Source organism: Pseudoflavitalea rhizosphaerae, assembly GCF_003991355.1.
GTDB classification, from domain to species: Bacteria; Bacteroidota; Bacteroidia; order Chitinophagales; family Chitinophagaceae; genus Pseudobacter; species Pseudobacter rhizosphaerae.
In genome coordinates this window covers 235389-247503 of sequence record NZ_RCSU01000008.1, presented here as the reverse complement: position 1 = coordinate 247503, position 12115 = coordinate 235389, and the positions used below count along the sequence as shown (strand labels likewise).

Below are 12115 nucleotides of genomic sequence, written 5' to 3'. Positions count from 1 at the left end.
CTTATCTTAGCGTCGCATGAAAATTCTGACCGCATTTTTACGGCTTATCAGAACTTTGAACCTATTGTTCATTGCAGCTACGCAGTTGTTGTTTTACTATTGTATTGTTGTGCCCGTTTTTGAACAGGCCAATGCAACACTGCCACTGACATTCCCACTTTTTATCACACTGATGACCGCTTCAGTACTGATTGCTGCCGGCGGATATGCCATCAATGATTATTTCGACAGGAATATCGACCAGGTGAACAAGCCTGGTAAACTGGTGGTGGAAAAGATCATCAACCGCCGATGGGTGATCTGGTGGCATATGGTATTATCTGTTGCGGGTATCATACTCAGTTTGTATGTAGCCTGGAAAACCAGGGCCTGGTGGCTGGCTTTCGTGAATACAGGTTGCGTGATCGCACTCTGGTTTTATTCCACCAATTTCAAACGCAAATTACTCTCAGGAAATATTATCATTTCCCTGCTCACTGCATGGGTTGTTCTGGTGGTAGGTTTCCTGGGCCATTACCTGGCCACTATCAAACCTGATGTGTGGCTAGGTTACAATGCCAGTAAACTGATGCGGCTTACCTTTCTCTATGGCGGCTTCGCTTTTATCATTTCACTGATCAGGGAAGTGATAAAAGACATAGAAGATATGCACGGAGATGCCCGTTACGGATGCCGCACCATGCCGATCGTATGGGGCATACAAAGCAGCAAGGTTTTTATAGCCACCTGGATGGTAGTACTGATAGCATCCCTGGTAATCGTTCAGGCATATACGTTACCATACAATTGGTGGTTGTCGCTGATCTATTGTCTCATCCTGGTGATCCTTCCACTGGTCCATATTTTCCGTAAGCTCTTTACGGCAGAATCGCCGCAGGATTTTCACAAGCTCAGCAGCTGGGTGAAACTGGTAATGGCCACAGGTATCTTTTCGATGGTGTTCTTTAAAATTTATTCCTGATGATGAATGCATACAATATTGTATTGGCTTCGCAAAGCCCGCGCCGCAAGCAATTGATGGAATGGGCCGAAGTGAATTTTGATGTAATAGCTCCGGTTACGGAAGAAACTTTCCCCGAAACCATGCCGGTAGATGAAGTACCCATACATATTGCACGCAATAAAGCGCTGGCTGTTAAAAATGGATACGACTATAACCGTTATGATATTCAATCGCCCATTGTTGCAGCTGACACCATTGTAGTGCTCAACAACCAGATCATTGGCAAGCCGGAAAACAGGAACGATGCTATCCGCATCCTGAGCTTACTTTCCGGGAAGCGTCACCAGGTGATCACCGGGGTAGTGATCCTGGCAGGAGAGAAGGAACTGTCTTTTGCCGATACCACTTCAGTATGGTTCCATGAACTCTCCGAAGAACAGATCATATTTTATGTAGACAAATACGAACCTTACGATAAAGCCGGCGCCTATGCCATCCAGGAATGGATCGGCGTTACCGGTATCAAATCCATTGAAGGGGACTTTTACAATGTGATGGGGCTACCCGTCAGCCGCGTGCTGCAGGCATTGCAATCCCTTTGAGCTTTTTCTGACATCGAACCTTTAATGCCAATGTAAGAAATGCCTGATCAGGCAAGGTGTTCTCTATTCTATCACCTCAATGTATCCCTGATCATGCAAGAAAGATTATTGCAATTCATCTGGCAATTCCGTTATTTCAATCAACAGGAATTATTGTCAACCAATGGCAACCGGCTGGAACTGGTCCATCCCGGAACACTGAATCATAACCAGGGACCGGATTTTCAACAAGCGATGCTTCGCATCGATGGAATGCTCTGGGTAGGGCAGGTGGAACTGCATATCCGGAGTTCTGACTGGTATGCACATGCGCACCATCATGATTCCCTCTACCGTAATGTGGTCCTGCATGTAGTATGGGAAGATGATGTGAACAATCAGCTTGATCCTGTGCCGATCCTGGTATTGCAGGACAGGGTGCCGAAACTCCTGTTGAAACAATATGAGGAATGGATGCTGAGCAAGCAGTTCATTCCCTGCCAGTTGCAACTTAACAGTATCGACAGGCTTGTATTCACGTCCTGGAAAGAAAGATTGATGGTAGAACGGTTGCAGCGAAAAACAGAGCAGGTATATTCCTTCCTGGAAAGTACAAAACATCACTGGGATGAAACCTGCTGGTGGTTGCTGGCGAGAAATTTTGGCATGAAGGTCAATGCAGACGCCTTTGAACAGATTGCGAGGAGCCTCCCGGGGACATTGGTCCAAAGGCATCGCCGGCAACTGGTGCAGCTGGAAGCCCTGCTATTGGGGCAGGCAGGGTTGCTGAACAAACCCTTTCAGCACGCATATCCATCACAGTTAAAAAGGGAATATGAATTCTATAAAGCTAAGTATGGATTGCAGCCCGTCCATTTTCCCGTGTACTTCCTGCGTATGCGGCCGCCTGCTTTTCCAACCGTAAGATTGGCGCAGCTTGCGATGCTCTTGCACACATCTGAAAGGCTGTTCCATTGTATACTGGAAACCGAAAGCCTGGAGCAATTGCGCTTATTACTGAACGTTACAGCCGCCCCTTTCTGGGATGAACATTACACATTGGAAGAAGCTGCTCCCCCCAAACCGAAGCACCTGGGAGAACAGTTCGCAGATAACCTCTTATTGAATACAGTGATACCATTACTTTTCGCTTATGGTTGCTGGAAAAGGGAACAGCTGTATAAAGACAAGGCAATACGATGGCTACAGCAATTGCCGGCCGAGCAGAACAGCATCATCAATTCATTCCGAATGCTGGGCGCCGGTTGTGAGGATGCGTTCGATAGTCAGGCATTGCTGGAAATGAAATCGCAGTATTGTGACCGTAAGAGATGCCTGGATTGCGCAATCGGCAATTACCTGATCAACTCACAGTGGCTGTCCAGTTGAATACCACTTTCACCTCTATATCCGGGTGAATACTATAGATAACAGGGCAGGTATGAGCGGCTCTTTCGAGGATAGTCCTTTGTTTTTCATCCAGTTGCTGTAGTGCATCAGGGAAATGAAATGTTAAATTTATACCTCCGATCCTGCGGGGGTCCGCCTTCATGATTTTCTGAGTTTCGATCCGGGTGCCCTCGAGGTTGATCTGCATGTCACGGGCCTTGATCCCCATGATGGTCATCATACAGGCTCCCAGTGCAGTTGCCACCAGGTCAGTGGGGGAGAACCTTTCACCCTTTCCCTGATTATCGGTAGGTGCGTCTGTCTGAATTTGGTTGCCTGACTGGAGATGTGTACAAACCGTTCTGAGATTTCCTTCGTAAACTACTTCAGAAGTCATTATGTAGAATTTTGCCTTAAATTTACGTTGAATAATTAAATCATTGCCGGTGAAGAAAATTGTTTTGCTCCTTTTGACAGGTACTATCTCATATGTGGCGCTGGCACAGGAAACTCCCAGGCCAAAATCGCCAACAGCAAAGGAAGAGAAGAGGAATGCCCGGCGCGAACGCATCAATCAGCTGATCAAGCAGGAAGAAGAGGGTGAGATTATTTTCGCCAAACAAAGCATTTTCGGCTTTAAGCTGGCTTCAGACGGCTACGGTCTGTCTTACGAGTTTGGCCGCTTCCATAGCCCGAGGGTGGCCATGATCTACCAGATAGAGCTGAACGAAAAGAAATCACGCACGGAAAAGCGTTATTCCGTAGTAAGTGGCGGTTTCAATACCAACTCCGTTGTATTTGGCAAGACCAATAATTTCTATCAACTCAAATTCGGCGTAGGCCAGCAACGCATCATTGGCGGCAAAGGCAATAAGAACGGCGTTGCTGTGATGGCCATTTATGCAGGCGGCGTGAGTGCAGGACTGCAAAAGCCCTATATGATCAATGTTACCAGGAACGGGGAAGACTTCCGATTCAAATCCACTTACCCGGAGATCCTCGACAGTGGCTTTGTTGAAAGAGGAGCCGCCGGTCCATTTGCAGGATGGGGCGACGTGAAAGTACGCCCTGGCGCGCATGCCAAACTCGCGCTTCGGTTCGACTGGGGCCGTTTCAATGAAACCGTTTCCGCAGTGGAAGCAGGCATAAATGCTGAATTCTATTCATCCAAGATAGAACAGGTAATGAAAATGCCCCCCAAACAGTTTTTCTTCAATGCATACGTTACCCTCCTCCTGGGTAAGAGAAAGTGATGAAAGTGATGTACTTTTACGGCGGTAAACTTTCAGTCTCCGGATTTGTTAGTTATACCTGGAGCAATTTTACTTGAAAACGAACGTATGCAGGAATTACCGATCATTAATAAGGTAGCAGAGACAGAAACGAAGATCAAAAAGCCCAACTGGCTTCGTGTGAAGCTGCCTACTGGCGAAAACTATAAACATGTGCGCGGACTGGTGGACAATCATAAATTACACACCATCTGCGAAAGCGGCAACTGCCCCAATATGGGCGAATGCTGGGGTGAAGGCACCGCCACATTCATGATCCTGGGCAATGTTTGCACCCGGAGCTGCGGCTTCTGCGCAGTAGCCACCGGACGCCCGGAGCCCGTTGACTGGGATGAGCCCCAGCGCGTGGCCGAAGCCATCTACCTCATGAAAGTGAAACATGCAGTTATCACTTCAGTTGACCGCGATGAACTGAAAGACCAGGGAAGCATCATCTGGCAGAACACTATCAAAGCAGTGAAAGCACTCACGCCCGATACAACACTGGAAACACTGATCCCCGATTTCAAAGGTAAAGCCGAAGATATTCAACGTGTGATCGATGCCGCCCCTGAAGTGGTATCCCACAATATTGAAACAGTGGAAAGACTTACCCGCCAGGTTCGCATCCAGGCTAAATACTGGAGAAGCATGGAAACGCTCAAGATCCTGAAAGAAGGTGGCATGCGCACCAAGAGCGGTATTATGCTGGGACTGGGCGAAACAAAAGACGAAGTGGTGCAAACCCTGAAAGATCTTCGTAACAGTGGAGTGGATGTGATCACCATGGGACAGTACCTGCAGCCTACACGCAAACATCTTCCCGTGATCCGGTTTGTTCACCCCGATGAGTTCGCTGAGCTCCGCGAGATCGGTTACCAGCTTGGATTCGATTACGTGGAAAGCGGTCCGCTGGTGCGTTCTTCTTATCATAGCGACAAACACGTTTTACCCGGATACGGACGAGGCGTTTGGGAAGCAGAGAAAGCAGCCATCGTACTATAAAAATATATTCATTGAAAAGATCATTCTTGCTGGGGAGCATTCTGTTTGTACTGAATGTTCCCTTTTCTTTTGCACAGCAAAACTGGCAAAGAGCTGACTCCTTATTTGCGCCGTTACCTCCCGGCATCAAAGTATTCTATTCAAAGGATTCTTTGAATGGCCGGCCTTTTTCTGCTTATTTCGTGGAGGCTGATCTGAAAGACAAGAAACTTGATTTCACTGCACAGACAGGGCATGGTAAACGGTATACTCCCTCACAGTATTATGCAAACGAAAACCAGCCTTACCTGGTAGTGAATGCAACTTTCTTTTCGTTCAATACCAATCAGAACCTCAACCTGGTGATGAAAGATGGCGTGCTGGTAGCCTACAACAATCCATCACTGAAAAGCAAGGGAGTAGATTCATTTTATTACCCCACCTATGGCGCTATCGGCATCAACAAGCGTCGTAATGCAGATGTAGCCTGGGTTTTCACTGATACCACCATGCGCTGGCCCTATGCTTTCCAGGAACGGCCCATCGTGGCGAAAGGAACAACACCTGATCCTTCGATCCGCGATCTGAATACCCTCGACCAATGGAAATGGTGGAGAATGAAGACTGCAGTAGGAGGCGGGCCGGTATTGGTGAAGGACCATGAGATCTACATTCCGTTCAGGGAGGAGCAAAAATTTGTGAATGGAGAAAACGATCGTCACCCGAGAACGGCGATGGGATATACTGCCAATGGAAAACTCATTATCCTGGTAGTGCAGGGTAGAACGCCCGGCGTTGCTGATGGCACTACCTTAAAGGAAACCGCTATCCTCCTGCGGGATCTGGGCTGTATGGAAGCAGTGAATTTAGATGGCGGGGGCAGCAGTTGTATGCTGGTGAATGGAAAGGAAACCATCAAGCCATCAGATAAGAACGGGCAGCGGCCAGTGCCGGCTGTATTTATTATACAGAGAAAGTATTCAAAAAAGGAAATGAAGCCCTAAAGCTTCATTTCCCATACCAGTGCACTCGCGCCGAGTATCGCAGCATCTGCTTCTTTCAGCTCCGAGAACAATAATTTTACTTTATCGCGGAAGATCGGTAACAGGTTTTTCTCCATGTGTTCGCGTGTGGGATCGAGGATCAGATCTCCGGCTTTTGTCATACCCCCAAAGAGAATGATCGCTTCGGGAGATGAGAACATCACGAAGTTGGCCAGCGCCAGTCCCAGTACCTTACCGGTGAATGCATACACTTCACCGGCCAGTTTATCTCCCTGCATCGCGCAATCGTATACCACTTTCGAATCGATGGCTTCCTTTGCATAATTGCGGAGGAGACTGGGAACGGAAGGATCCCTGTCCAGAAACTCGTTGGCCGTCAAAGCCACGCCGGTTGCGGATGCATAAGCTTCCAGCGAACCATGAAGGCCCGTGCCTTTGTGCAGTCTGCCGTCAGGGATGATGGTAACATGACCAAGCTCGCCGGCAAATCCGTCGTGGCCATAGATCAGCTGACCATTGGCAACGATGCCGCTTCCCACACCCGTTCCGAGTGTGATCATGATGAAGTCCTTCATGCCGCGCGCAACGCCGTACATCATTTCACCTACTGCCGCTGCGTTGGCGTCGTTGGTGAGTGAACAGGGGCTTTGAAAGCGCGCCGTCATAAGATCGCGGAGAGGAACAACGCCTCTCCAGGGAAGGTTGGGAGCGTACTCGATCGTACCATTATAATAATTGCCATTTGGTGCGCCCACGCCGATACCGCGAATGGAATCCATTCCGCCTACCTGGTCGATAGCGGGTTGCAGCGCGTGGTACAGCTCTTCGATAAAATCATTCGGATTGTCGTGCTTCCTCGTAGAGATGGCGCCGCGATAAGAAATATCGCCGCGATGATCTACAATGCCAAATACAGTATTGGTGCCACCTATATCGATACCAATTGCAAAATCCTGTCGTTGACTTACCATGTCCGTTACCTGGTTTGTTAAATGTGTATGCATGTTGTTACAGAGAACATTCAGTTTAAAGATCGCTTATTAGTGTCCGGCAGCCACCTGCGCGTCTACATCCAACCCCTGTTTCTTCAGAACAGATTTTGTTTTCAGTGTATGCCATGCAAGATAAGCGAAACAAAGCAAGGGAACGATATAAGAGAAGTGAGTGAATGAAGTGCCCATCACGGTTGAACCAGGGCTAACCTTATCGATATCGATGATAGCCCCCTGTGTAGGTGGCAGGATAGCGCCTCCCAGGATCATCATGATCAGGAATGCAGAACCCTGGCTTGTGTATTTGCCCAGGCCGCTTACTGCCAATGCGAAGATGCAGGGCCACATAACAGAGGCGCAAAGACCGCAACTGATAATAGCAAAATTGGCCACCATCCCGGTATTCGTAAGCGCAATCACCATGGCGATAGCACCCAGTACAGAAACCGTCAGTAACAGTTTCACTGGTCTTTCATTGGCAAACAGGAATGCGCCAACTGCAATGGCGATACAGATAGGGTAAAGCAGAAAATCATCCACCTTATTACCCTTGATCAGGTTCACCAGCAAGATAATGCCGAATGCTGCAAAAGGCACCACGATGCCCAGCACTTTTTTGACGCCCTTGCTGAAATTGAAAACGCTCACGGCACCGGTCCAGCGGCCGATCATCAAACTACCCCAGTATAATGAAATAAGGTGGGAGATATGCGCTTCATCGTACCCTCCGAATTCCTGCAGCTTGAGCAGGGCGCCGAAATTATTATCAACCGTTACTTCCACACCCACATAAACGAAGATGGCGATCATGCCCAGTACCAGCTGTGGGTAGGCCATGGCGCCCCATCCTGATTTATTCCTGGCTGCCAGCAACATGCTCACAAACAGCACCAGCAATATGAGTACGAGGGAAGTAACAATGGTAGTGGATTTTGTAATACCGAATTGCAGATGGATCTGGTCTGCAAACAAAACGGGAGGGAACAACAGGCCAATGATCACCAGTGCGATCATGGCTTTGGGGCTTTTTTCCAAAGTCTCATTGGAGGTTGTTTTCGGCAATTTGGCCACTGCAAAAACCAGGGAAGCCAGAATGAACAAACCGGAAAGGAAAAAATACAATGTTTGTATATTGGAAATATTGGCAGGACTGCTTTCTCCCTCTTTCACCGTACCGAAGAGCAGCCAGCTTACTACCAGCGGTCCCAGCAAGGTACCGAAAGAGTTTACACCACCGGCCATGTTCAAACGATGAGCGCCGGATTCCTCTGGCCCCAGTGCAATGGCAAATGGTTGCGCAGCGGTTTGTTGCAATGAGAAGCCCAATGCTATGATGAAGAAAGCGATCAATACGGCAGCAAAAGTAGGAGCAGTTGATCCACTGATAAAGGCCAGCGCAATAGCGCCCACCACAGAGATGAGGAGACCATAGATAATCCCTTTCTTATATCCGATCTTGTTCAGTACATCAATGCCGCTGACAGTTGAAATGATGAAGAGGATCAGGGAACCATAAAAGTAAGCGCCGTAAAAGGCGGAACCAATGAGTTGGGACTGGATCTGGTCCAGGTGAAAAAATTCCTTACAGAATGGGATAAAGATACTGTTGGAGGCCGCTACAAACCCCCAGAAAAAGAACACGGTGATCAGAACCCCAAATTGGGACCATTTTGTTGGTTGACTCATGAACAATCGTTTGATTTGAAAAGATTTTTTAAAAATAGTTGTTTTTTATGATCAGCCGCAAGGATTGTATTTAAAAATTATATTCTCACTAATCATCAGTGCGTCTGATTAGATTTTTGTAATGGCTGAACCACGTTCGCTTCTTTTTTCCTAAATTCAATCAGTATTTCATCAAACACAGATTCAACAGCATGGAGATCTTACACGTAAGCGCAGAATGTTACCCGGTAGCAAAGGCAGGAGGACTGGGAGATGTGGTGGGCGCATTACCTAAATATTTAAACGAACAGGGCCAGATCGCCAAAGTGGTGCTCCCGATGTACCGTACCCGTTTCCTGTACACCCACCAATGGGAGGTAGTGCACAAGGGCGGCACCAATATGGGTAACTGGCATTTCGATTTCACCGTGATCCGCGAACAGTCCAATGAGCTCGGCTTCGATCTTTACCTGGTAGACATCAACGGATTGCTCGACAGGGAAAAGATCTATGGTTACGATGATGATACAGAAAGATTCACGGCCTTCCAGATTGCAGTGCTGGACTGGGTTTCAGCCTGGCAGAACAAACCGGATGTGATCCATGTGCATGATCATCATGCAGCGCTGATCCCTTTCATGATGAAGTATTGTTACAAATATCAGTCGCTTAAGAATATTCCATCCGTACTCACCATTCACAATGCCCAATACCAGGGCTGGATGGGCTGGGACAAGAGCGTATACCTCCCTCAATGGGATACCTGGCACTGGGGAATGCTGGAGTGGAACAATACAATCAATCCATTGGCTGCCGGCATCAAGTGCGCCTGGAAGGTAACAACCGTTAGTCCCAGTTACCTCGCTGAACTGCGATACAATAGTAATGGACTGGAAGCCCTCTTCGAATATGAGAAAGGAAAATGCGTGGGCATCCTCAATGGCATTGATGTGGATGTGTGGGACCCGGAAGCTGACCATTACCTCAATGATCATTATGACACTATTGAAGTGGAAAAAGGAAAAGCAGCCAGCAAGAAACTGCTCTGTGAACAATTTGGACTGGACACAGAGAAACCCCTGATCAGTTTCATCGGCAGACTGGTAGGAGAGAAAGGAGCAGATCTGCTGGCGCAAGCCATCGGTGATTCGTTCTATTATATAGGAAGAAAGATGAATTTCCTGGTGCTGGGCAGTGGCTTCCCTGAAGTGGAAGCAGCGCTTACTGCACTGAAACCTCTTGCCCAATACGATTACAATGTTTATATCGGGTACAATGAAGCGCTTAGTCACCTCATGTATGCCGGTTCCGATTTCCTCCTGATGCCTTCACGCGTGGAACCCTGCGGGCTCAACCAGATGTACTCCATGCGCTATGGCACAGTGCCCATGGTGAGAAAAACCGGAGGCCTCATAGATACAGTGATCGATCTGGGTGAACCCGACGGCTATGGCATCTGTTACAATAATGCCAGTGTGGGAGACATTACGCAGGCAGTTTGGCGGGCAACAGATTTGTACGAAAAGAAAGATAAACTGAAAGAGGTCCGTCAACGAATGATGCAACTCGATTTTAGCTGGGAATCCAGCGTTGAACAATATATTCAGGTATACCGATCATTCTAAAAATTTCATTATGAGCAAAGAAGTGATTGCTGTCATATTAGGAGGAGGAGCAGGAACAAGATTATATCCCCTTACAGCCAGCCGTTCCAAACCTGCTGTGCCCATCGCCGGCAAATACCGCCTCGTAGATATTCCGATCTCCAACTGTATCAACTCGAGCATCACGCGAATGTTCGTGCTCACGCAGTTCAATTCCGCCTCGCTCAACAAACATATCAAGAACACCTACCACTTCAGCGTTTTCAGCAGCGCCTTCGTTGATATTCTCGCCGCTGAACAAACTCCTGAAAGTACCGCCTGGTACCAGGGAACTGCAGATGCAGTAAGACAAAGCCTTCGCCATCTCAGTCAGCACGATTGCGAATACGTACTCATCCTCTCCGGCGATCAGCTCTACCAGATGGACTTCCAGAAAATGCTTGACGATCATAAAGCAAAAGGGGCCGATATTTCCATCGCCACCATTCCGGTAGGTGATCGTGAAGCATCTGATTTTGGTATCCTCAAAGCAGATGAGAACAATATCATTACCGCCTTCACCGAGAAACCCAAGAAAGACATGCTGCCAGACTGGGTCAGTGATACCGGCCCCGACATGCAGGCGCAAGGCAGGAACTATCTCGCCAGCATGGGCATCTATATCTTCAATCGCAGATTGCTGGTGGACCTGCTCATGGACCTTTATAAAGAGTACCAGGACTTCGGTAAAGAGATCCTTCCACGCGCACTCAAAGAATATAAGGTCACCAGTTACCAATACGATGGATACTGGACAGATATCGGTCATATCTATTCGTTCTTCGAAGCCAATCTTGCTCTCACACAAGAGATCCCGCCATTCAATCTCTTCGATAAATCAAACGCGGTATATACCCGCGCACGCATGCTGCCACCAGCCAAGATCAGCGGCACCACGCTCGAGAAAACGATTATCGCAGAAGGCTGCATCATCAATGCCAGCCGCATCGAAAACTCTGTGATCGGAATCAGGAGCAGGATAGGGCATGGCACCACCATGGTCAGCTGCTATATGATGGGATCGGATTATTTCGAAACCATCGAAGAAATGGAATACTCCAAAGAACGCGGACTGCCTAAACTCGGGATCGGCGACAGATGCTATATCAAGAATGCCATCATCGATAAGAATTGTCGCATAGGCAATGACGTCAGGATCAATGGCAGTATCCATATGGAGAATGCAGATCATTCGCTGTATACAATCAGAGACGGGATCGTTGTAATTAAGAAAGGAGCGATACTACCTGATGGCTTTGTCATTTAATGCTATTTAAGGTTGGATTTTTGAGGTATATGTAAAACACGGCTGGCAAAATCTGCCGGGGATTTTTACTGCTATGGGCTTTGGTCGGGTGTGGATTGGGCGGGGGTAGTGATGCCAGGCGTTCGTGCAACAGATTTTGAGGCCGGTTATTACACATACCCCAAAAATCCAACCCGGCCCTCCGGGAGCGCATCGGAGGTAAACCAACTCAGGTCAGGTTGAGTAATGGTATGATGACAGGAAACTTTCATTATCTTTTTCTATTTTTTTTGCTGAGGTTTCTATTGAATAAATTGAGGGCGCAAATTCCTTGCTTAACTTTCTATGATCAGATGATGCATTTTGATATGCAAACATTTGCGGTTGTTGATTTCTG

11 protein-coding genes are annotated in these 12115 nt (G+C 47.8%); 8 read left to right on the top strand and 3 right to left on the bottom strand.

The genetic code is table 11. The features are described 5' to 3' along the window. The first annotated feature begins 16 nt into the window (after positions 1–16). From D9Y29_RS15585 to D9Y29_RS15575, 3 genes are all read left to right on the top strand, one after another. On the top strand, positions 17–961 hold the full coding sequence (locus D9Y29_RS15585) for a geranylgeranylglycerol-phosphate geranylgeranyltransferase (protein ID WP_127129800.1): 945 nt from the start codon (positions 17–19) through the stop codon (positions 959–961). Then, entirely contained in the window at positions 961–1545 is a 585-nt protein-coding gene (locus tag D9Y29_RS15580; protein WP_241237951.1) for a Maf family protein, read from the top strand. Before D9Y29_RS15585 ends, D9Y29_RS15580 begins: the two co-directional genes overlap by 1 nt. Positions 1546–1638: 93 nt before the next feature. Continuing rightward, positions 1639–2913, top strand: a complete 1275-nt coding sequence (locus D9Y29_RS15575) for a DUF2851 family protein (protein ID WP_127129798.1) — start codon at positions 1639–1641, stop codon at positions 2911–2913. Here D9Y29_RS15575 and D9Y29_RS15570 read toward each other — a convergent pair. Beyond that, positions 2888–3310: an OsmC family protein gene (locus D9Y29_RS15570; RefSeq protein WP_127129796.1), complete on the bottom strand. Its 423-nt coding sequence runs from the start codon at positions 3308–3310 to the stop codon at positions 2888–2890. The two genes, D9Y29_RS15575 and D9Y29_RS15570, sit on opposite strands and share 26 nt — an antisense overlap. Before the next feature lie 49 nt (positions 3311–3359). On the opposite strand from D9Y29_RS15570, the gene D9Y29_RS15565 reads away from it, so the two are divergent. The 3 genes from D9Y29_RS15565 (at position 3360) to D9Y29_RS15555 (ending at position 6172) form a co-directional block, all read left to right on the top strand. Then, complete coding sequence (locus D9Y29_RS15565) at positions 3360–4166, top strand: hypothetical protein (RefSeq protein ID WP_127129794.1); 807 nt, start codon at positions 3360–3362, stop codon at positions 4164–4166. Positions 4167–4253: 87 nt separating this feature from the next. Beyond that, on the top strand, positions 4254–5189 hold the full coding sequence (gene lipA, locus D9Y29_RS15560) for a lipoyl synthase (protein ID WP_127129792.1): 936 nt from the start codon (positions 4254–4256) through the stop codon (positions 5187–5189). A gap of 11 nt (positions 5190–5200) precedes the next feature. After that, entirely contained in the window at positions 5201–6172 is a 972-nt protein-coding gene (locus D9Y29_RS15555) for a phosphodiester glycosidase family protein (RefSeq protein ID WP_164735432.1), read from the top strand. On the opposite strand, the gene D9Y29_RS15550 is transcribed toward D9Y29_RS15555, so the two are convergent. Together D9Y29_RS15550 and D9Y29_RS15545 are read right to left on the bottom strand one after the other, a co-directional pair. Continuing rightward, positions 6169–7143 (bottom strand): ROK family protein, encoded by a 975-nt coding sequence (locus D9Y29_RS15550; RefSeq protein WP_127129788.1) that lies wholly within the window; start codon positions 7141–7143, stop codon positions 6169–6171. The genes D9Y29_RS15555 and D9Y29_RS15550 overlap by 4 nt on opposite strands. 69 nt (positions 7144–7212) lie before the next feature. Next, a complete protein-coding gene (locus D9Y29_RS15545) occupies positions 7213–8850 on the bottom strand; it encodes an MFS transporter (protein WP_127129786.1) in 1638 nt (545 codons plus the stop codon). A 191-nt stretch (positions 8851–9041) separates the two neighbouring features. Here D9Y29_RS15545 and D9Y29_RS15540 point away from each other — a divergent pair, with 191 nt between their 5' ends. Next, the gene (locus tag D9Y29_RS15540) at positions 9042–10454 is read left to right on the top strand and encodes a glycogen synthase (RefSeq protein ID WP_127129784.1); all 1413 of its coding nucleotides are present in this window, start codon (positions 9042–9044) and stop codon (positions 10452–10454) included. 10 nt (positions 10455–10464) lie between these two features. Then, the gene (locus D9Y29_RS15535) at positions 10465–11739 is read left to right on the top strand and encodes a glucose-1-phosphate adenylyltransferase (RefSeq protein ID WP_127129782.1); all 1275 of its coding nucleotides are present in this window, start codon (positions 10465–10467) and stop codon (positions 11737–11739) included. Positions 11740–12115: the final 376 nt, after the last annotated feature.

Excerpts from the sequence above, each read along its gene's own strand:
- D9Y29_RS15585 (WP_127129800.1), top strand. The coding sequence starts at position 17 with ATGAAAATTCTGACCGCATTTTTACGGCTTATCAGAACTTTGAACCTA.
- D9Y29_RS15580 (WP_241237951.1), top strand. The coding sequence starts at position 961 with ATGATGAATGCATACAATATTGTATTGGCTTCGCAAAGCCCGCGCCGC.
- D9Y29_RS15575 (WP_127129798.1), top strand. The coding sequence starts at position 1,639 with ATGCAAGAAAGATTATTGCAATTCATCTGGCAATTCCGTTATTTCAAT.
- D9Y29_RS15570 (WP_127129796.1), bottom strand. The coding sequence starts at position 3,310 with ATGACTTCTGAAGTAGTTTACGAAGGAAATCTCAGAACGGTTTGTACA.
- lipA (WP_127129792.1), top strand. The coding sequence starts at position 4,254 with ATGCAGGAATTACCGATCATTAATAAGGTAGCAGAGACAGAAACGAAG.
- D9Y29_RS15550 (WP_127129788.1), bottom strand. The coding sequence starts at position 7,143 with ATGGTAAGTCAACGACAGGATTTTGCAATTGGTATCGATATAGGTGGC.
- D9Y29_RS15545 (WP_127129786.1), bottom strand. The coding sequence starts at position 8,850 with ATGAGTCAACCAACAAAATGGTCCCAATTTGGGGTTCTGATCACCGTG.
- D9Y29_RS15540 (WP_127129784.1), top strand. The coding sequence starts at position 9,042 with ATGGAGATCTTACACGTAAGCGCAGAATGTTACCCGGTAGCAAAGGCA.
- D9Y29_RS15535 (WP_127129782.1), top strand. The coding sequence starts at position 10,465 with ATGAGCAAAGAAGTGATTGCTGTCATATTAGGAGGAGGAGCAGGAACA.